19 protein-coding genes are annotated in these 20,000 nt (G+C 69.6%); 15 read left to right on the top strand and 4 right to left on the bottom strand.

The features are described 5' to 3' along the window. Positions 1–20 precede the first annotated feature (20 nt). Positions 21–1,712 carry a methyl-accepting chemotaxis protein gene (locus ASG63_RS11075; RefSeq protein ID WP_056215999.1) on the bottom strand — a complete coding sequence of 564 codons (1,692 nt, stop codon included), beginning with the start codon at positions 1,710–1,712 and terminating at the stop codon, positions 21–23. A gap of 527 nt (positions 1,713–2,239) precedes the next feature. On the opposite strand from ASG63_RS11075, the gene ASG63_RS11070 reads away from it, so the two are divergent. The 3 genes from ASG63_RS11070 to murC all read left to right on the top strand — a co-directional run bounded on the left by ASG63_RS11070 (position 2,240) and on the right by murC (position 6,000). Next, complete coding sequence (locus ASG63_RS11070) at positions 2,240–3,406, top strand: FtsW/RodA/SpoVE family cell cycle protein (RefSeq protein ID WP_056215997.1); 1,167 nt, start codon at positions 2,240–2,242, stop codon at positions 3,404–3,406. Continuing rightward, positions 3,403–4,512, top strand: a complete 1,110-nt coding sequence (gene murG, locus ASG63_RS11065) for an undecaprenyldiphospho-muramoylpentapeptide beta-N-acetylglucosaminyltransferase (RefSeq protein WP_056215995.1) — start codon at positions 3,403–3,405, stop codon at positions 4,510–4,512. The genes ASG63_RS11070 and murG overlap by 4 nt, the downstream gene beginning before the upstream one ends. 72 nt (positions 4,513–4,584) lie before the next feature. Next, positions 4,585–6,000, top strand: a complete 1,416-nt coding sequence (murC, locus tag ASG63_RS11060) for a UDP-N-acetylmuramate--L-alanine ligase (RefSeq protein WP_056215994.1) — start codon at positions 4,585–4,587, stop codon at positions 5,998–6,000. On the opposite strand, the gene ASG63_RS11055 is transcribed toward murC, so the two are convergent. Beyond that, a complete protein-coding gene (locus ASG63_RS11055) occupies positions 5,952–6,395 on the bottom strand; it encodes a helix-turn-helix domain-containing protein (protein WP_244479873.1) in 444 nt (147 codons plus the stop codon). The two genes, murC and ASG63_RS11055, sit on opposite strands and share 49 nt — an antisense overlap. Positions 6,396–6,720: 325 nt before the next feature. Between ASG63_RS11055 and murB the strand changes: the two genes are divergently transcribed. From murB to ASG63_RS10995, 11 genes are all read left to right on the top strand, one after another. Continuing rightward, positions 6,721–7,653 (top strand): UDP-N-acetylmuramate dehydrogenase, encoded by a 933-nt coding sequence (gene murB / locus ASG63_RS11045; RefSeq protein WP_056215990.1) that lies wholly within the window; start codon positions 6,721–6,723, stop codon positions 7,651–7,653. A 37-nt stretch (positions 7,654–7,690) separates the two neighbouring features. Continuing rightward, positions 7,691–7,924, top strand: a complete 234-nt coding sequence (locus tag ASG63_RS11040; protein ID WP_056215989.1) for an AbrB/MazE/SpoVT family DNA-binding domain-containing protein — start codon at positions 7,691–7,693, stop codon at positions 7,922–7,924. Positions 7,925–7,961: 37 nt separating this feature from the next. Beyond that, positions 7,962–8,285, top strand: coding sequence for a type II toxin-antitoxin system PemK/MazF family toxin (locus tag ASG63_RS11035; RefSeq protein WP_244479540.1), 324 nt, complete (start codon positions 7,962–7,964; stop codon positions 8,283–8,285). A 38-nt stretch (positions 8,286–8,323) separates the two neighbouring features. Continuing rightward, positions 8,324–9,247: a D-alanine--D-alanine ligase gene (locus ASG63_RS11030; RefSeq protein WP_056215985.1), complete on the top strand. Its 924-nt coding sequence runs from the start codon at positions 8,324–8,326 to the stop codon at positions 9,245–9,247. Next, positions 9,214–10,200 (top strand): cell division protein FtsQ/DivIB, encoded by a 987-nt coding sequence (locus ASG63_RS11025; RefSeq protein ID WP_056215983.1) that lies wholly within the window; start codon positions 9,214–9,216, stop codon positions 10,198–10,200. The genes ASG63_RS11030 and ASG63_RS11025 overlap by 34 nt, the downstream gene beginning before the upstream one ends. 66 nt (positions 10,201–10,266) lie before the next feature. After that, positions 10,267–11,589, top strand: coding sequence for a cell division protein FtsA (ftsA, locus tag ASG63_RS11020; protein ID WP_056215981.1), 1,323 nt, complete (start codon positions 10,267–10,269; stop codon positions 11,587–11,589). A gap of 123 nt (positions 11,590–11,712) precedes the next feature. After that, the gene (gene ftsZ, locus ASG63_RS11015) at positions 11,713–13,509 is read left to right on the top strand and encodes a cell division protein FtsZ (protein WP_056215978.1); all 1,797 of its coding nucleotides are present in this window, start codon (positions 11,713–11,715) and stop codon (positions 13,507–13,509) included. A 329-nt stretch (positions 13,510–13,838) separates the two neighbouring features. Beyond that, positions 13,839–14,786 carry a UDP-3-O-acyl-N-acetylglucosamine deacetylase gene (gene lpxC, locus ASG63_RS11010; RefSeq protein ID WP_056215976.1) on the top strand — a complete coding sequence of 316 codons (948 nt, stop codon included), beginning with the start codon at positions 13,839–13,841 and terminating at the stop codon, positions 14,784–14,786. A 221-nt stretch (positions 14,787–15,007) separates the two neighbouring features. Beyond that, positions 15,008–15,886 (top strand): outer membrane protein assembly factor BamD, encoded by an 879-nt coding sequence (locus tag ASG63_RS11005; RefSeq protein ID WP_056215974.1) that lies wholly within the window; start codon positions 15,008–15,010, stop codon positions 15,884–15,886. Between the two features lie 142 nt (positions 15,887–16,028). Beyond that, positions 16,029–17,702, top strand: coding sequence for a DNA repair protein RecN (gene recN, locus ASG63_RS11000; protein WP_056215972.1), 1,674 nt, complete (start codon positions 16,029–16,031; stop codon positions 17,700–17,702). Between the two features lie 114 nt (positions 17,703–17,816). Then, positions 17,817–18,026 carry a hypothetical protein gene (locus tag ASG63_RS10995; protein WP_156389702.1) on the top strand — a complete coding sequence of 70 codons (210 nt, stop codon included), beginning with the start codon at positions 17,817–17,819 and terminating at the stop codon, positions 18,024–18,026. A gap of 7 nt (positions 18,027–18,033) precedes the next feature. Here the strand turns inward: ASG63_RS10995 and ASG63_RS10990 are convergent, their stop codons facing one another. After that, positions 18,034–18,273 (bottom strand): hypothetical protein, encoded by a 240-nt coding sequence (locus ASG63_RS10990; protein WP_056215967.1) that lies wholly within the window; start codon positions 18,271–18,273, stop codon positions 18,034–18,036. Positions 18,274–18,365: 92 nt separating this feature from the next. Continuing rightward, positions 18,366–18,887 (bottom strand): GcrA family cell cycle regulator, encoded by a 522-nt coding sequence (locus ASG63_RS10985; RefSeq protein WP_056215965.1) that lies wholly within the window; start codon positions 18,885–18,887, stop codon positions 18,366–18,368. A gap of 311 nt (positions 18,888–19,198) precedes the next feature. Between ASG63_RS10985 and gph the strand changes: the two genes are divergently transcribed. Beyond that, a complete protein-coding gene (gph, locus tag ASG63_RS10980) occupies positions 19,199–19,879 on the top strand; it encodes a phosphoglycolate phosphatase (protein WP_056215962.1) in 681 nt (226 codons plus the stop codon). Positions 19,880–20,000 lie beyond the last annotated feature (121 nt).

Raw genomic sequence — 20,000 nt, 5'->3', positions numbered from 1 at the left:
GGCTCTCGTCCCCCGGGCCGTCATGCGGCCTTCACGCCGGCCAGGAACTGCGACACCTCCTGGCCGAGGTTTTCGGAGTAGCGCGACAGCTCCCGGGCGGCACTCAGGACCTGGCTGGCGGCGGCGCCCGTCGATCCGGCGCCGGCGCGGACATGCTCGATGTTGGTCGTCACCTCCTGGGTGCCCTGCGCGGCCTCCTGGACGTTCCGGGCGATCTCCCGGGTGGCGGCGCCCTGCTGCTCCATCGGGGCGGCGATGCCGTTCGCGTAGGTCGACATGTCGGCGATGGTCCGGCCGATCCGCGTGATGTCGGATACGACCTCGCCGGTGGCACCCTGGATCTCGCCGATCTTGGTGCGGATCTCCTCGGTGGCGCGCGCGGTCTGCCCGGCCAGTTCCTTCACCTCGGAGGCGACGACGGCGAAGCCCCGGCCGGCCTCGCCGGCCCGGGCCGCCTCGATGGTGGCGTTGAGCGCCAGCAGGTTGGTCTGGCCCGCGATGTTCGTGATCATGGCGACGACGTCGGTGATGCTGGACGCAACCTCGGTCAGCCGCTTCACGGTCGCCTCGGTGCTGTGCGTGTCCTCCACGGCCTGGTTGGCCATGCCGGAGGATTGGCTGACCTGGGCCACGATCTCCTGGATCGAGGCGGACATCTCCTCGCTGGCGGCCGCGACCGTGTGGACGTTGGCCGAGGTCTCTTCCGCCGCGCTCGCCACCGTGGTCGCCTGCCGGATCGACTGATCCGCCGTGGAGGCCATCGACTGGGCGGTGGCCTCCATCTCGGTGGCCGCCCCCGCCAGTCCCTGTGTGAGGTGCGAGACGTTGGCCTCGAAACGCTTCGTCAGCCCGTCGAGCACTTCGGCCCGGCGGATCTTCGCCTGGTTCTCGGCGTCCTGCTCGGCCGCCAGCTGACGCGCGTCGGTCGCGTTGCGCTTGAAGACTTCCAGAGAGCGCGCCAGCAGGCCGATCTCATCCTTGCGCGCCATGCCCTCGACGGTGACGGTCAGGTCGCCGCTCGCGAGACGGCCCATCGCGGCGCCCATGGCGGTGACCGGACGGGTGATCGCGAAGATCACGATCAGGCCGGCGCTGCCCAGGGCGGCCAGCAGCCCGACGACGGCCGACGCCACCAGCGTGGTCGTGGTGCTTCTGACGATCTCGTCGGCGTTGACGGCGCTTGCCTTCAACTCCGCGTCGATGAGGGCGATCCGCTGATTCGCCTCCTCGCGCAGCTTGGCCCGCAACGGTGTCGCTTCTGTCTGGGCGATCCTGTTTCCGGTCGCGGGATCGTTGTTCAGGGCGGCCTCGGAGGAGCGGTTCAGAACGGCGAAGTAGACCTCCAACCCCCGTCGAAGCTCGGCGTTCGCCGCGACGCGATCGGACGTATCCGCCAGGGCGGCAAGGCTGGCCTGTGCCGCGTAGGTCGCCTTGATGGCGATGGCCTGCCGGGACTTGAAGTCGTGGCCTCTTGGACCGGTCGGATCGATCAGGATGTTGCGATTCTGGAGTGCGGCTTCCGTCAAGGTGATCTGCAGGCCGAGAGCGTAGCTCTGCCGTGCCATCTGCACCTGGACGATCTCCCGTGTCTGGTCCGCAATCCGGGACAGCGCATGACGGGCGTAGATCACAAGACCTACGGCGACCAGTGCCGTCATGGCGAACGGAATGATGATCTTTACCAGGAGGCTTAGATTATTGAACGTCCTCATCACGCATCCCGCCTCTGCAAATGGAGGATCATGTTTGTTTCTTAACGGATCTCATTTGACGGTTAAAAAAATTTAACATTCGCAATTTATCTGTTTAAATTAGGTCTTATTGTTGAAAGATCGATAATAGTGTTGTCACGTTACAAATCCTAGAAGGATAAGTTTAGCAAGATTATTATTCACTGCAGGATAAGTTTAGATGTTCTGATTTGGAGATAGGGTTATGGAACGGAAGAGTTCCCGTGCGCTGCCTTCTGCGAGATCTCGGGTTCGGTGGGTGTTCCTGGCTCGGCAAGAAGGACATTGCTGAAGAGGGTTTTTTGAATGCGCTGGAGCCGTCGTCAGATCATCTCGAACGGCCGGGTATCCTAACGTCGTGACCCTCGGGACACGCGAGGCTTCGACGGCGCATCGCAACACTTGGTTTACCATTCCGGCACAGGATCGGTCCCGTGCCGGCCTGCCGCCGCCGGCCGCGATCGGCTGCCCTGCCCGGGCGCCGTGAGGCCCCGGAGAGCGCTGATCCCATGATGTCCCGCGCCGAACGCACGCCCCTGACGGACTGGTGGTGGACCGTCGACCGCGGCCTGCTGGCCGGCCTCGGCGCGCTCATGGTGGCGGGCCTGGTCTTCCTCATGGGCGGCGGGCCGCCCGTGGCCGAGAAGATCGGCCTACCGACCTTCCACTTCCTCAACCGGCAGGCGCTCTACCTCGCGCCCACGATCCTCATCATCGTCGGCGTCTCGTTCCTGTCCCTGCGCCACATCCGCCGCGTCGCGCTCTTCACCTGGATGATGGGCGTCGCGCTCTGCATCCTGGCGAGCAAGTTCGGGCCGGAGATCAAGGGCGCGCACCGCTGGATCCAGTTCGGCGCCATCGGCATCCAGCCCTCGGAATTCGTCAAGCCCGCCTTCGTGGTGGTGGCGGCCTGGGCCTTCTCGGAGGGCGCGCAGCGCCGCGACATGCCGGGCGGCCTGCTGGCGATCCTGCTCCTGCCGGTCACCATCGTGCCCCTCGTGCTGCAGCCCGATTTCGGCCAGACCATGCTCATCACCATCGTGTGGTGCGCGCTGTTCTTCGTGGCCGGCCTGCACTGGTTCTGGGTGGCGGGCCTCGGCGCCGGCGGCCTCATCGGCGTGGCCGCCGCCTACCGCTTCCTGCACCACGTGCGCGAGCGCATCGATCGCTTCCTCGACAGCGATTCCGGTGACAACTTCCAGGGCTTCTGGGCCCGGCAATCGTTCAATTCGGGTGGCTGGTTCGGCACCGGTCCGGGGGAGGGCGTCGCCAAGCGCCACCTGCCCGACGCCCACACCGACTTCATCTTCTCGGTGACGGGCGAGGAGTTCGGCACCGTTGTGTGCCTCGGCCTCGTCCTCCTGTTCGCCTACATCGTCATGCGCGGCCTGAAGCTGGCCCGGCGCACCGACGACACCTTTTCGCGGCTGGCGATCACGGGCCTCACCACCCTGTTCGGCCTCCAGGCCTGCATCAACATGGCGGTGAACGTCCGGCTGATGCCCGCCAAGGGCATGACGCTGCCCTTCGTCTCCTACGGCGGCTCGTCGCTGATCTCGCTCGCCCTCGGCATGGGCTTCCTCGTGGCCTTGACCCGCAAGCGCCCCCGGACCACCACCCTGAGCCAGAAGCCGCCGGGCACCGCCCCGGCGACGATCGCCGGAGTGATGCGTTGACCGTTGCCACCGCCACGATCCTGCTCTGTGCCGGGGGCACGGGCGGGCACCTGTTTCCCGCCGAGAGCCTGGCCTACGCCCTGCGCGCCCTCGGCGTGCGGGTCGTGCTCGCCACCGATGCCCGGGTGGACTCCATCGCCACCGGCTTCCCGGCCTCCGAGATCGTCACCATCGCGTCCGCGACGCCCTCGGGACGCTCCCCGATCAGGCGCGCCGGCGCGCTCCTCACCCTCGGCCGGGGCTTCGGTGTCGCCGCGCGGGAGATCCGGCGCATCGATCCGGCCGCCATCGTGGGTTTCGGCGGCTATCCCACGGTGCCGCCGATGCTGGCGGGGCAGATCCTGCGCGTCCCCACCATCCTGCACGAGCAGAACGCCGTGATGGGTCGGGCCAACGCCTTCCTGGCGCGGGGCGCCCGCGCCATCGCCACGGGCTTCCGCGAGGTCCGGGGCGTGCCGGTTAAGGCGCTGGCACCCCGGACCCACACCGGCAACCCGCTGCGCCCGGCGGTGCTCGCGGCCGCGAAGGTCGCCTATCCGCCGGCCGGTGCCGGTGATCCCCTGCACCTCCTCGTCTTCGGCGGCAGCCAGGGCGCCCGGGTGATGGGCGAAGTCGTTCCGGCCGCCATCGCCAACCTGCCCGCCGATCTGCGCGCCCGGCTCCACCTCGTGCAGCAGGTGCGGGCCGAGGACCTGACGCAGGTCCAGAATCTCTATCTCGGCCTCGGGCTCGCGGGCTTCGAGGCCGCGCCCTTCTTCAAGGACCTGCCGGCCCGCATGGCGGCGGCGCACCTCGTCATCGGCCGGTCCGGCGCATCCACGGTCTCGGAACTCGCCGCCATCGGACGGCCCGCCATCCTGGTGCCGCTCCCCGGCGCCCTCGACCAGGATCAGGCGGCCAACGCCGCGACGCTGGCCGCCATCGGCGCCGCGCAGGCGATTCCGCAATCCGCCTTCACGCCGGACCGGCTCACGGCGGAGCTGGTCGACCTCTTCACCAATCCCGGAAAATTGACCGCGGCGGCCTCAGCCGCCAAAAGCGCTGGAATTCACGACGCGGCCGAGCGGCTCGCCGACATCGTCCTCGCGACGGCGGCCCGCACCTGACGGCGTCCGCCGATTGATCCCCTTCGGGCCGGTTCGTCCGGACCCCCGACGCCCCTGAGACTGGTCCTTCCCATGAAGCTGCCCGACAAGCTCGGCCCCATCCACTTCATCGGCATCGGCGGCATCGGCATGTCCGGCATCGCCGAGGTGATGCACAACCTCGGCTACACCGTGCAGGGGTCGGACGCCAACGACAACGCCAATGTCCGGCGCCTCTCCGAGAAGGGCATGCGCACCTTCATCGGCCACGAGGCCGGCAACGTCGAGGAGGCCGCCCTGGTGGTGGTCTCCACCGCGATCCGCCGCGACAATCCCGAGCTCGTCGCCGCCCGCGAGCGCCGCCTGCCGGTGGTGCGCCGGGCCGAGATGCTGGCCGAGTTGATGCGCTTCAAGTCCTGCGTCGCCATCGCGGGCACCCACGGCAAGACGACGACGACCTCCCTCGTCGCCACCCTGCTGGATGCCGGCAACCTTGACCCCACCGTGATCAACGGCGGCATCATCAATGCCTACGGCACCAACGCCCGCATGGGCGAGGGCGAGTGGATGGTGGTGGAGGCCGACGAATCCGACGGGACCTTCCTGAAGCTCCCGGCCGATGTCGCCATCGTCACCAACATCGACCCCGAACACCTCGACCATTTCGGCTCGTTCGAGGCGGTCAAGGACGCCTTCCGGCGCTTCATCGACAACATCCCGTTCTATGGCTTCGCGGTGATGTGCATCGACCACCCGATCGTGCAGGACCTCGTCGGGCACATCGAGGACCGCCGCATCATCACCTACGGCGAGAACCCGCAGGCCGATGTCCGGCTCATCGATGTGGACCTGCGCGGCGGCCAGAGCCGCTTCCGCGTGATGATCCGCGACCGCCGCCCCGGCTTCCGTCTCGAGATGGAGGATCTCGTCCTGCCGATGCCGGGCAAGCACAACGCCCTGAACGCCACCGCGGCGCTCGCCGTGGCGCACGAGCTCGGGGTCGAGCCGGAGGCGATCCGCAAGGCGCTGGCCGGCTTCGGCGGGGTGAAGCGCCGCTTCACCCGGACCGGCGTGTGGAACGGCGCCCTGATCTTCGACGATTACGGACACCATCCGGTGGAGATCAAGGCGGTGCTCAAGGCCGCCCGCGCCTCCACCGAGGGCAACGTCATCGCCATCGTGCAGCCGCACCGCTACACGCGCCTCGCCTCGCTGTTCGACGATTTCTGCACCTGCTTCAACGATGCCGACACGGTCATCGTCGCCCCCGTCTACGCGGCGGGCGAGGCGCCGATCGAGGGCATGGACCGCGACGGGCTGGTCTCGGGTCTGAAGTCGCGCGGCCACCGCGACGCCATCGCGCTGCAGCGCTCCGAGGACCTCGCCGGCATCGTCGCCGGCCGCGCCAAGCCCGGCGACTACGTCGTCTGCCTTGGCGCCGGCAACATCACGCAATGGGCCTACGCCCTGCCGGGCGAACTCGCGGCCCTGGACGGCGTGACGGCGTGAAACCGGCCTACGGGTCGGTACCGTCCGGGATCAGATCCTCCGGGTCGACGTCCAGCGCGCGCGAGGGTGCGATAAACAATGAGGTCGGCCGTGCGCTCACCCCGTTCCATCGCCGACAGGAGGGACTCGGTGATCCCGCCGAGGCTGGCCAGGGCGGCCATCGTCATGTCCGGGCGCTTTCGCCAGAAGGGGAGGGGGCGCGGAGCCCGGCGCACGGCATCGAGGTCAGACTTACTCGGGATCTCGTCCGCGCCGCTCGCCAGTCGCGCCTGCGAGGCCTGCAGCGTACGCGCGCCCGTCGCATCTTCGGCCAGAGCGACGAGCCGTTGGAAATCGGCCTCCGGCAGGATCACGATGGCTTCGCCCGAGGGCGTCTTGGTGCGCACGATGGTCATGCCGATCTTCTTAGCCGTAGATCGAGCCGCGCGGGCCGATGTCGGGCACCATGATTCGACCGGCGCGATCGTGAAGATCACCCGCCAATCGCCGATCCGAAGGTGATATCCCTGCGTACCCCTCAGAGCCTTGATGTTGTTGGCGAGCGCATCCGGTCTCTCAGCGAGAAGGCGCAGCTTCCCGCGGATGAGCGCCTCTGTCCTGGGCGGCATCCGGATCAGAGCGCGCGCCGCCGGGCGTGTGGAACCGATCGTCCGGCCTAGCGCACGCTCCCGCTCGTCGTCCTGCATCCGATAGTCGTTTCAACTGAAAAGCACCCGCCCAATGACCGCCTTCCCGGACATCACGCCCGACATCCGCGCCCGGGCGCCGGCCCTGCGCGGGCGGCTCATCGCCAACCAGCCGCTCTCGGACCTGACCTGGTTCCGGGTCGGCGGCCCGGCGCAGGTGCTGTTCACCCCGGCCGACGCGGAGGACCTCGGCCTTCTGCTCTCGGCCCTCGATCCGGAAATACCCGTGACGGTGATCGGCCTCGGCTCGAACCTCATCGTCCGTGACGGCGGCGTGCCCGGCGTCGTGGTGCGCCTCGGCGGCCGGGCTTTTGGCATGGTGGCGATCGACGGCGAGACCCTGCGTGTCGGCACCGCCGTGCCGGACATGCGCCTCGCCAAGGCGGCGGCGGAGGCCGGGCTCGACGGGCTGGCGTTCTTCCGCGGCATTCCCGGTTCGGTCGGCGGCGCCCTGCGCATGAATGCCGGTGCCCACGGGGGCGAGACCACCGACGTGCTGGTGGAGGCCCACGGCATCGACCGCCGGGGCGAGGCGCGTCGCTTCACCCATGCGGAGATGGGCTTCACCTACCGGCACAGCGGCGCCCCCGACGACGTGATCTTCACGCATGCGGTGTTCCGCGGGAGCCCCGGCGAGCGGGCGGCCATCGAGGCCGAGATGGAGCGGGTGACGGCGGCGCGCGAGGCGGCCCAGCCGATCCGCGAGCGCACCGGCGGCTCAACCTTCAAGAACCCGCCCGGGGGCAAGGCTTGGCAACTCGTCGACGCGGCCGGCTGCCGCGGCCTGACGGTCGGCGGCGCACAGGTCTCGGAGATGCACTGCAATTTCCTGATCAATCGCGATAACGCCACGGCGGCCGACATCGAGGGGCTCGGCGAGGAGGTACGCCGGCGCGTGCGCGAGACCTCCGGCGTCGAACTCCACTGGGAGATCAAGCGCATCGGATTATCGACACGGACGGCGTAAGACGGTAAGACGTAAGCTGGGCGACAGGAAGGATTCGATGACCGGACGGGACGTTCTGACGGCCTATTCGAAGGTCTCCGTGAAGAGCCAGACCGTGCTCCCGGCCGAAGTCCGCGAACGCCTCGGCATCGGCCCGGGCGATCGCCTTCGCTACGTGATCACCCGAGACGGCATTCGTATCGAGAAGGCGCGGCCCGAGGGTGAAGATCCCTTCGTGACATTCACGGAATGGGCCGGTGCCGCCGACGAAGAAGCCTATGGCAATCTCTAGGGACCCAGGCGGACGCACGTTCCCCGCAGGGACCGTGGTGGTCGTACCGTTTCCCTATTCAAACCGTTTGGCTGAGAAGCGTCGCCCGGCCGTCGTGGTCTCGGGGGAGGCCGTTGCCGAGGCGGGATTCGTCTGGATCGCTATGATCACCAGCGCGAACAACCCCGCCATGGGGGGCGATCAAGCGATCGACGATCTCGCTGCTGCCGGGCTTGATGCTCCTTCGGTCATCAGACCCATCAAGCTGGCCTGCATCGAACCGGCTCGCATCCTCAAGCGGATCGGAACATTGCCGCCGGTCGCGGCCGGCGCGGTTTTCGATGCGATCAACGATCGGATCGGCCCGCGAAGGCCGGCGTGACGACGCAACCCATGTCCGCGCAATTCCCAGGAGTCCCCATGTCCAAGCACGTCGCCGTCCTCATGGGCGGGTGGTCCTCCGAGCGGCCGGTCTCGCTGAATTCGGGCCATGCCTGCGCCGATGCCCTGGAGGGGCAGGGCTTCCGCGTCACGCGGGTCGACGTCCAGCCGGACATCGCGACGGTGCTCACCGACCTGCGGCCCGACGTGGCGTTCAATGCGCTGCACGGGCCCGCGGGCGAGGACGGCACGATCCAGGGCCTGCTGGAGCTGCTGCGCATCCCCTACACCCATTCCGGCGTGCTGGCCTCGGCTCTGGCGATGCACAAGGAGCGTGCCAAAGTGGTCATGCGGGCGGCCGGCGTCAGCGTCCCGGAGGGCCGCGTCGTTAACCGTCATGAGGCCGCAAAGTCACACGTGCTGACGCCGCCCTACGTGCTCAAGCCGGTGGCCGAGGGCTCCTCCATGGGGGTCATCATCGTGCGCGACGGACGCTCCCATCCGCCCCAGGAAGTGGGCCGGGCGGATTGGGGCTATGGCGATGAAATCCTTGCGGAAACCTACGTCGCCGGGCGCGAGCTAACCTGCGCCGTGATGGGCGACCGGGCCCTCGGGGTGATCGAGATCAAGCCCGCTTCGGGGGAGTGGTACGACTTCGACGCGAAGTACGCCGAGGGGGGGTCGATCCACGTCCTCCCGGCAGAAATTAAACCAAATCTTTACCAGCGTGTCCAAGAGTTGTCGTTAACGGCGCATCAAGCACTCGGGTGCCGGGGCATCAGCCGTGCGGACCTTCGCTACGACGACACACCGGGGGGAACCGGTGCCCTCGTCGTGCTGGAGGTCAACACGCAACCCGGCATGACGAAGACGAGCTTGGTCCCGGAGATGGCAGCCCATGCGGGCTATAGTTTCGGTGAGCTCGTTCAATGGATGGTGGAGGACGCAACGTTGGGCCGCTAGGGGCCGAAGGCCCGCTCGGCGGCCACGGCCTCCCCGGGTCGGGCCTGCCGGGTCCGGCCGCCGGCACCGTGCGTTCGGTCCGGTCCGCGCTGGCGGCGCGCCTGCGCCGCTTCACGCCGCCCGGCCGGCGCTCCCGCCTCGCGGTTCCGATCGAGCGCCGCGTCCCGCGCCACCTCGGGACGGCGGCCTTCTCGGTCTCCTTCGCCGCCCTCGCCCTCGCCGGCTTCATCGGCAGCGGCGCCTATGATCGCTTCGTGGCCGAGCACGGCCGCCCCCTCGACATCGCGGCGCGGATCGCCGGCTTCGGCGTCGAGCGCGTCACCATCTCGGGCATCGCCCGGCTCTACGAACGCGAGGTGCTGCAGGCCGCCGGCATCGACGGCCACTCCTCGGTGGTCTTCCTCGACGTGGCGGAGGCCCGCGAGCGCCTGCTGGCGGTGCCGCTGATCGCGAGTGCCTCCGTGCGCAAGGTCTATCCGAACGAGATCGTCATCACCCAGGTCGAGCGCGAGCCCGCCGCCCTCTGGCAGCGCAACGGCGAGATCGCCGTGATCGCCGCCGACGGCACGGTGATCGACCAGATGCGCGACGACCGCTACGCCGCGCTTCCCCTCGTGGTCGGTGACGACGCCAACCTCAAGCTCAAGGACTACCTCGCCCTGATCGAGGCGGCCGGCGCCCTGGCCGAGCGGGTCAAGGCCGGCACCTACGTGTCCGGACGGCGCTGGACGCTCAAGCTCGACGGCGTCGACATCCGCCTGCCCGAGACGGGCGCCACCGAGGCCCTGGCTCGATTGGTTAAGCTCGAGCGCGACAACCGCATCCTCGAGAAGGACATCATCGCGGTGGACCTGCGCATGCCCGACCGGGTGGTGGTGCGGCTCACCGAGGAGGCGGCCGCGGCCCGCGCCGAATCCCAGAAGAAGTCCAAGCCCAAGGGGACCAGCACATGAGCCGCACGATCCGTCCGGCGCATCCCGCGTCCCGTCCCCGTTTCACCTCCTCCGCTCGGTAGCCCGATGCACGACCCGCACGGCCTCACCCCACGCCTGAAGCCTCTCTCCGCCCGGCGCAGCACCACCCTCTCGGTGCTCGACATCGGAACGAGCAAGGTCGTCTGCCTCATCGCCGAGCTTCAGCCGGCCGAGGCCCTCACCACCCTGCGCGGGCGCACCCACTTCGCCCGCGTCATCGGCATCGGCCACCAGCGTTCGCAGGGTCTCAAGGGCGGCGTCATCGTCGACCTTGAGGCCGCCGAGGGCGCGATCCGCCAGGCGGTCCACGCCGCCGAGCGGATGGCGAAGGTCGAGGTGCAGTCGGTCATCGTCAACATGTCCGGCGGCCGGATCGGCTCGCAGCACTTCGAGGCGCGCGTCGGCACCCGCACCGGCACCGTCACGGGCTCCGACGTGGAGCGCGTGCTGGAGACCGCCTCCGCGCACGGCGTCAGCCCCGGCCGGGCGGTGCTCCACGCTCTGCCCACCGGCTACGCCATCGACGGCCAGGGCACGGTCATCGATCCGTCGGGCATGATGGGCGACGCCCTCGGGGTCGACCTCCACGTGGTCACCGGCGAGGCGGCCGCCGCCCGCAACCTCATGCTCGCCGTCGAGCATTGCCACCTCGGCGTCGAGGCGGTGATCGCCACCCCCTACGCCGCCGGGCTCTCGGCCCTGGTCGACGACGAGGCCGAGATGGGCGTCGCCGTGGTCGACATGGGCGGCGGCACCACCAGCGTCGGCGTCTTCTCCGGCGGCCACCTCGTCCACGTGGACGCCGTGGCGGTCGGCGGCCACCACGTCACCATGGATATCGCCCGCGGCCTCTCCACCCGGGTCGCCGCGGCCGAGCGCCTCAAGACCCTCTACGGCTCGGCCATCGCCACCGCCTCCGACGAGCGCGACATGATCGCGGTCCACGGGGTGGGCGAGGACGAGGGCGATGCCCCCAACCACGTGCCGCGCTCGCAGCTCGTGCGGATCATCCGCCCGCGCGTCGAGGAGGTGGTGGAACTGGTGCGCGACCGCCTCCGGGCCGCCGGCTTCTCGGCCCAGGCCGGGCGGCGAGTGGTGCTGACGGGGGGCGCGAGCCAGCTCGTCGGTCTGCCGGAGGTCGCCCGCCGGGTGATGGAGGGCCAGGTCCGCATCGGCCGGCCGCTCGGCATCCGCGGCCTGCCGGAGGCCGCCAAGGGACCCGCCTTCTCCGCGGCGGTGGGTCTCCTGGTCTACCCGCAGGTGGCGCATGCGGAGCATTTCGAGCCGCGGGGCCACGGAGCCTTCGCCGGCACGGGAACGGACGGCTACCTCTCGCGCGTCGGACGCTGGATCCGCGAGAGTTTCTGAGACGACCGCCGTCGCGCCCCAAACCCCACACATCGGGGTGGGTGCGAACGGCCAGACGAGAATCGGCGCCTTCCTCAACCGAGGCGTCAAACGAAACGTGAAAGGCACGAGAGGCTCGACACCATGGCCATCAGTCTGCAGGCGCCGGATATCCGGGAACTCAAGCCCCGCATCACCGTCTTCGGTGTCGGCGGAGCCGGCGGCAACGCCGTCAACAACATGATCGAATCCGGCCTGCTGGGCTGCGAATTCGTGGTCGCCAACACCGACGCCCAGGCGCTGACCTCCTCGAAGGCCGAGCGCGTGATCCAGATGGGCCTCGGCGTGACGCAGGGCCTCGGCGCCGGCTCGCACCCCGAGGTCGGCTCGGCCGCCGCCGACGAGGTCATCGACGAGATCCGTGACCAGCTCTCCGGCGCCCACATGTGCTTCATCACCGCCGGCATGGGCGGCGGCACCGGCACCGGCGCGGCCCCCGTCATCGCCCGTGCGGCCCGTGACATGGGCATCCTCACCGTCGGCGTCGTAACGAAGCCGTTCCAGTTCGAGGGCGTGCGCCGCATGCGCACCGCCGAGGCCGGCATCCAGGAGCTCCAGGCCGCCGTCGACACCCTGATCGTCATCCCGAACCAGAACCTGTTCCGGGTCGCCAACGAGAAGACCACCTTCGCCGACGCCTTCGCGATGGCCGACCAGGTGCTGTACTCGGGCGTCGCCTGCATCACCGACCTGATGGTCAAGGAAGGCCTGATCAACCTCGACTTCGCCGACGTCCGGGCCATCATGCGCGGCATGGGCAAGGCCATGATGGGCACCGGCGAGGCCTCGGGCGAGAACCGCGCCAACCGGGCCGCCGAGGCCGCCATCGCCAACCCGCTCCTCGACGACGTCTCGATGAAGGGCGCGCGCGGCCTGCTGATCTCGATCACCGGCGGCAACGACCTCACCCTCTACGAGCTCGACGAGGCCGCCACCCGCATCCGCGAGGAGGTCGATTCGGACGCCAACATCATCCTGGGCGCCACCTTCGACGAGAGCCTCGACGGCATCATCCGGGTGTCCGTGGTCGCCACCGGCATCGAGCCGGCGCTGATCGCCGCCAACTCGCAGAACAACCCCGACATCGTCCAGACCGAGCAGCGCATCGCCGAGGTCGCCGAGCGTCTGCGTGCGGAAGCGAGGGCGCGGGCCGCACAGCCCGCGTCGACCTTTCGCCCCGTCGGACAGGACGGAGCTGTAGCGGCCCCGGCCGCGCAGCCCGCCGCTCCGGCGTCGCTGCAGGCCGCCCCGATCCAGGCCGCTCCGGTCCAGGCTCCGGTGCAGCAGGCCCTGCGCGCCCCCGAGCCGATGGCCCTCGCCCCCGAGCCGATGCGGGTCGAGCTGCCCCAGGCCCCGGTGATGCGCGACGAGGTGATGCTGACGCAGACCCAGCCGCGCGCCGCCATGTCCTACGAGCCCGCACCGATGCCGGCTCCCGAGCCCGCGCCCCAGCATGCCGCCGGCCCGTTCGTGCCGCCCCGGCCAGCCGTGGCCGTGGCCCGCGCCCCGCGCATGCCGCAGATCCAGGACCTGCCGCTTCCCGCCCAGGCCCAGCTCCGGGCCCGCGAGGAGCAGCCGGCCGAGCCGGCCGGCGATTCCAAGCGCATGACGCTGCTGCGCCGTCTCGCGACGGTGGGCTTCGGCGGACGCCGTGAGGAGGTCGAGGCCGCGCCGCTTCCGCAGATGCGGGCGCCCGCCGCCCCGGTCCCGCAGGCCGCCCCGCCCGCGGACTACGCCAAGCGCGCTCCCGTGCAGGCTCCCCCGGCCTACCGCCCGGCCCAGGGCAACCTCGATCCTCAGGGTCGCGTCGCTCCCCAGGCCCGCATGATGGACGACGACCAGCTCGAGATCCCGGCCTTCCTGCGCCGCCAGGCGAACTGAAACCGGGGTCCGGCGGACACGTCAACGCCAAGGCTGAGATATTTCAGCCACAGGCCCGGAGCCTCGCGGCTCCGGGCTATGCCTATTGTTAAACCGTTGTTCTAAAACGAGATTCGGATTCGCTGGTGGAAACCGCGGCTGTAACACAGCGTAAGAATCCGTGATTTGGCCTGCCTTGGAGGCGCGGCTATACGAATTTTGGAACGACAAGGCGCGGTGGTTTCGGCCATCAGACGCCGGCAGGGGCTTCAAGCAGCGGACGGATCGCAAGGGGCGCAGGGCCCATCCCGACGGGATGGGCGCGCCCGATCACGGCCGAGGGCTATGGAATGCGAACGAACCAACAGACGACACTCAAAGCCCCCGCGACCCTGAGCGGCATCGGCGTCCATTCCGGGAACCCGGTCGAGATCACGCTGCATCCGGCGCCCGCCAACCACGGCATCGCCTTCCTTCGCACCGGAATGCCCACCGGCAACGACCGGCTCATCAAGGCCCATCACGCCTGCGTCTCCGCCACCGAGCTCTGCACCGTCATCGGTGACGTCGAGAGCGGCGCGGTCGCCACCATCGAGCACCTGATGTCGGCGCTCTACGGTCTCGGGATCGACAACGTCCTCGTCGAGATCGACGGCCCCGAGATGCCCATCCTCGACGGCAGCGCGCTCCCCTACGTCCAGGCCATCGACGCCGTGGGCACCGCGACCTGCGGCGCCGCCAAGCGGTGGATCAAGGTCCTCCGCTCCGTCCGCATCGAGGTCGGCCGGGCCTTCGCCGAGCTCCGCCCCATCGACCGGGGCTTCCGCCTCGACGTCGAGATCGATTTCGAGAACCCGGTGATCGGCCGGAGCCGCAAGGCGATGGACCTCACCCCCTCCGCCTACCGTCGCGAGATCGCCGGCGCCCGCACCTTCGGCATGATGCGGGACGTCGAGCGCTACTGGAAGGCGGGCTTCGCCCTCGGCGCATCCCTCGAGAACACCGTCGCGGTCGGCGAGACCGCCGTCGTGAACCCTGAGGGCCTGCGCTACGCCGACGAGTTCGTCCGGCACAAGTTCCTCGACGCCGTGGGCGATCTCGCCCTCGCGGGTCTCCCGCTCCAGGGCGGCTACCGCTCCTATTGCGGCGGTCACCGAATGAATGTCGGCGTCCTCACCGCCCTGTTCTCCGATCGCGCCAACTACGCCATCGTCGAGGCTCCCGGCGCCCGCCGCGAGACCAGCCTGACCGAGTTCGGCGCCAGCCTCGGCATCGCCGCCTTCGTGGGCGATCTGTAGCGCCACCGACACACAGCCGTCGTTTCTGTCCAGGGCGTGGCCCGCCCGCCGCTTTCGCGCCCAAATCGCGCTCCACGGTGAATCGAGCGTGAAGCGGGACGTCCGTCCGGTGTGCAGCGCACCCGGATCGTGGCATGAGGCCGTCAGCCACGCGACCGAACTTTGTGATGGCTTGACGTCGCGAGTCCGAGAACGGACCCGTCTGTTGGGGGAACACCGGAATGCGCCTTACTCATCCCAACCGCGGTGCGATGGCGGCCGTGCTGGTGTCCGTCCTCGGCCTCGGCCTCGGCGGATGCGACGCCCTCGACTCGATCAATCCCTTCGCCGAGAAGTACAAGCCGGAAGTGGTTCCGGATGTTCCCGCCGACAAGCTCTACAGCGAGGGCTTGGCGCGGATGGAAGACAAGGACTACGAGGGCGCCTCGAAGAAGTTCGGCGAACTCGACAAGGCCTACAGCTATTCCGACTGGTCGCGCAAAGCGCTGCTGATGACGGCCTACGCGAATTACGAGGGCGCGAAGTACGACGACGCGATCAACGCCTCGAAGCGCTACCTGCAGCGCCACCCGGCGAGCAAGGACGCGGCCTACGCCCAGTACCTGATGGCGATGTCGCACTACAAGCAGATCCCCGACGTGACCCGCGACCAGGACCGCTCCGAGAAGGCGCTCGCCGGCCTGCAGGAGCTCGTGCAGAAGTACCCGACCTCTGAATACGCGGCCGACGCCAAGGCCAAGATCCAGATCACGCGAGACCAGCTCGCCGGCAAGGAGATGGAGGTCGGGCGCTTCTACCTCGAGCGCCGCAACTTCCCGGCCGCGATCAACCGGTTCCGCGACGTGGTCAGCAAGTACCAGACGACCCGTCACGCCGAAGAGGCCCTGGAGCGCCTGACCGAGGCCTACATGGCCCTCGGCCTGACCCAGGAGGCCCAGACCTCCGCCGCCGTGCTGGGCCACAACTTCCCCGACAGCCCCTGGTACAAGGATGCCCACGCGCTCCTGCAGAACGGGGGTCTCGAGCCGCGCGAGGAGAAGACCTCGTGGATCAGCAAGGTCTATCGCGGCGTCATCGGGCGCACCGCCGAGGCCCAGTAATCCCGGCGCCGCTCCGGCGCCCGTTCGGCGATCCGAGCGCCGCTTGGCCGCTCCCGGTGGGGGCGGCATCTTTTTGCGTGAAGCCGGCGGCACTTCGCCGTAAGGACAGCGCCAGGCTTCACAACGGGACCTCAGACGCGGCATGCTGAGCCAGCTCGCGATCCGCGACATCGTTCTCATCGACAAGCTCGTCCTGAACTTCCGCGAGGGCCTCAGCGTCCTCACCGGCGAGACGGGCGCAGGCAAGTCGATCCTGCTCGACGCCTTCGCGCTGGCCCTCGGCGGCCGCGGCGACGGCCGCCTCGTGCGTCACGGGGAGGGGCACGGCGCCGTCACGGCCGTGTTCGACGTGCCCCTCGATCATCCGGCCCGGGCGCTCGCCGCCGAGGCGGAAATCGACACCGAGGGCGATCTCATCCTGCGTCGCGTGCAGATGGCGGACGGGCGCACGCGTGCCTTCGTCAACGACCAGGCCGTCGGCGTCCAGGTCCTGCGGGCCATCGGCGCGGCCCTCGTGGAGATCCACGGGCAGCACGACGACCGGGCCCTGGCCGATCCCACCACCCACCGCGCCATCCTGGACGCCTTCGGGGGCCTGCAGGGCCCACTGGTTCAGGTCGGCGAGGCGGCCAAGCGCGTGAAGGGCGCCCGCTCCGCCCTGTCCGAGCACCGGGCCCGGGTCGAAGCCGCTGCCAAGGAATCCGATTTCCTGCGTCATGCCGTGGCGGAGCTCGAAACCCTCGCGCCGGAGCCGGGCGAGGAGACCACCCTGGCCGAGCGCCGCACGGTGATGCAGCAGAGCGAGAAGGTCGCGCGCGAGCTGAACGAGGCGATCGAGGCTTCGGGCGGTCCCATCGTTTCCCATCTCTCCTCCGCCCTGCGCAAGCTGGAGCGCCGGGCGGCGCAGCTGCCGGCCCTGGTCGAGCCCTGCGTCGCCGCCCTCGACACCGCCCTGACCGCCCTTGACGAGGCCCACACCATCCTCGACGTGGCCCTGCGCGAGGCGGAGTTCGATCCGCGCGAGCTGGAGCGGGTGGAGGAGCGGCTGTTCGCGCTTCGGGCCGCCTCGCGGAAATACCAGGTGCCGGTGGACGACCTCGCGGCCCTGCGCGCGCGCTACGCCGCGGACGTCGCGGCGATCGACGCCGGCGAGGAAGCCCTCGGCGGCCTGGAGGCGACGCTCGCCGCGGCCGAGGCCGCCTACGCGAAGGCCGCGGCCAAGCTTACGGAGGGCCGCAAGCGCGCGGCCAAGGCCCTCGACGCGGCGGTGAAGGTCGAGCTGCCGCCGCTCAAGCTGGAGCGCGCCCGCTTCATCACCGAGATCGCCACCGATCCGGACTCCCGCGATCCGTCCGGCTACGACCGCGTGGAGTTCTGGGCCCAGACCAATCCCGGCACGCGCCCAGGGCCGATGATAAAGGTCGCCTCGGGCGGCGAACTCTCGCGCTTCATGCTCGCCCTGAAGGTGGTGCTCGCCGACAAGGGGTCCGCGCCGACCTTGATCTTCGACGAGATCGACACCGGCGTCGGCGGGGCGGTGGCGGATGCGATCGGCGCCCGGCTTGGGCGCCTCTCCACACGGGTCCAGGTGGTGGCTGTGACTCACGCGCCGCAGGTGGCGGCGCGGGCTGAGACGCACTTCCTGATCGCCAAGGACCCCGTGAAGGGCAGCGACCGGGTCGCCACCCGGGTCGCCTCCCTTGAAGCCCCGGCGCGTCGCGAAGAGATCGCCCGGATGCTGGCCGGCGCGACGGTAACCGACGAGGCCCGGGCCGCGGCTGCGCGCCTGCTTCAGGCGGCCGACGTCTCACCGTAACGGCGCGGCGCAGCCTTTAACGGTTCCTTAACCATGTTGGGCGACACTCGTTGAACGGCGAGTGTGCTCCATTTCGGCGCCGGCGTTGGATCGCTCGAACGAGGGACTGAGACGTTGGACCAGAGAGTTTGCGACGGCGAGATGCGGGAGGACACGACGCATGCGTGTCAGCCCAACCTGCCCGACGACACGCGGTACCGTCTTGGAACCGCGCTGCGATCGATCTACGAAGAAACCTGCGACACCCTGCCGATCCCGGACAGCCAGATCGATCTCCTCCTGCGCCTGCGGCACAAGGAGCGGGACCTGCGGCGGCTCGACTAGGGGTCCACTACCAGCGCCGCGCATTGGGCTGCCGCTTGTACTCGGCGGCGCGGATCTGGGTGAGGACGCGGTCGAGGCTGAGGAGCAACACCTTCTCGTCGTCGGCGGCCTGGTCCACGGCCACTTGGCCCGGGCCGAACTGCCGGCGCAACTGCACCAACGACAATTGGCGTTCCAGATCCTCGCGCTGCGCATGCAGGTCGAGGAAGGCGGCCTCGTCGGCATCAATGGCAGTCGTCGGCTCCATCACGGCTCGTCACCTTCTCTCGCCGGTCGGGGACCGGCGACGAAGATCAACGCGCGAAGTCCCGAAACCGTGCCGCGCTCGCGCGCAACGGATCAGCGAAAGCCGCCGACGCGCCGGTCTCGCTTGCGCTCGGCGGCCGGCTGGTAGGCGATCTGTGCGTGGGCGGTGCAGTAGGGCAGGCCGGTGATCGAGCGGTCGCCGCAGTAGTGGAAGTCGGGCGAGGTCGGATCGCCGATGGGCCACCGGCACATCGATTCCCGCAGGTCCATGATCGTCACGCGACGGGAGATCGTCAGGGCCACGGGCTGCACCACGGCCGGTGCGGCCGCGGGAGCCGCGAAGGCAACGGGAGCTTCGTCGAGGTCCGGGGCCACGATCGCGGGCGCCACGACCTCCAGCTCCGGCTCGCGCACGACCTTGCGGGGCGATACGCCGGGCGTCTCGGCCGCCTTGACGCGGCCCGACAGGCCGAGCCGGTGGACCTTGCCGATCACTGCGTTGCGGGTCACGCCGCCGAGCTGCGTCGCGATCTGGCTGGCGCTCAAGCCATCCTCCCACAGCCGGCGCAGGAGATCGACCCGCTCGTCCGACCAACCCGGGACCGTTTCCGTCATAGCCCCCTCCGAAATCGCCCGCTTCCGTCCGTTCGGCTCACGTGACGCCCCTGCACCGGGCCTGCGGCGCCGAGATCAAGACCGTCATCGCAGGAAGGACAGCGGCCCCCCGGCCGTCGACGTGCGAACCGTACAGGACGCCGAGACGCCGAGGCAAGTGCGGGCAGGATCAGGCCCCGGCACCCCGCGCACCTGTCCACCGGCAAAGGCCGGGCGGCCGTGCGCTGGCCGGCCTCGCCCGTGCGGCCCGGATAAGCTAGAGCGGCGGCTCCGTGCCCTCCCGTCCGCCCCCTGACCCCCTGCGAGTGTTCATGACCGCCCTGCCGCCCATCGCCGTCTTCGACCTCGACGGAACCCTGGCCGAGACCGCCGGCGACCTGATCGGCACCCTGAACGTGATCCTGCGCCGCGAGGGGCTCCAGGCCCTGCCCCTCGAACAGGCCCGGGACATGATCGGGGCAGGTGCTAAGGCCCTGATCCAGCGTGGCTTCACCACGGCCGGCGAGCCGCTGTCGACCGAGCGGCTGGAGGCGCTGTTCTCGGACTTCATCGCCCATTACGGCGACCATCTCTGCGAGCAGTCGCACCTGTTCCCCGGCGTGGTCGAGGCCCTGGACGCCCTGCGGGCGCGCGGCTTCCTCCTCGCCGTCTGCACCAACAAGTACGAGGGCCAGGCCGTGCGCCTCCTCGAACTCCTCGGGGTGGCCGACCGCTTCGCGACCATCTGCGGCCGCGAGACCTTCCCGTACTTCAAGCCGGATCCGCGCCACATCACCCTGACCGTCGAGCGTGCCGGCGGCGATCCGGCCCGGGCCGTGATGGTGGGGGATTCCCGCGCCGACATCGATGCCGCCAAGGCTGCCGGGATCCCGGTGGTGGCGGTGCCTTTCGGCTACACCGACCTGCCCGTGACGGAGCTCGGCCCGGACCGGGTCATCGCCCATTTCGACGATCTCGGCGCCGCCGTGGAGGCCCTTCTCCCCGCTGCCTGATGCGGGCGACGGTTGCGGACCACGAAAAAGGATGGGTCATTGGGCTCCCGCCGTGTCCGACGCAGCGGGTGTGACGGTGACCGGAGTGGGACTTACGGTTCTCCGATCTAGCCCAGGCGGA

Origin of the sequence: Methylobacterium sp. Leaf94, from assembly GCF_001426045.1 — a bacterium.
Taxonomy (GTDB): domain Bacteria; phylum Pseudomonadota; class Alphaproteobacteria; order Rhizobiales; family Beijerinckiaceae; genus Methylobacterium.
The sequence above is the reverse complement of the archived record's forward strand: the minus strand, read 5'-3'. Positions and strand labels throughout refer to the sequence as shown.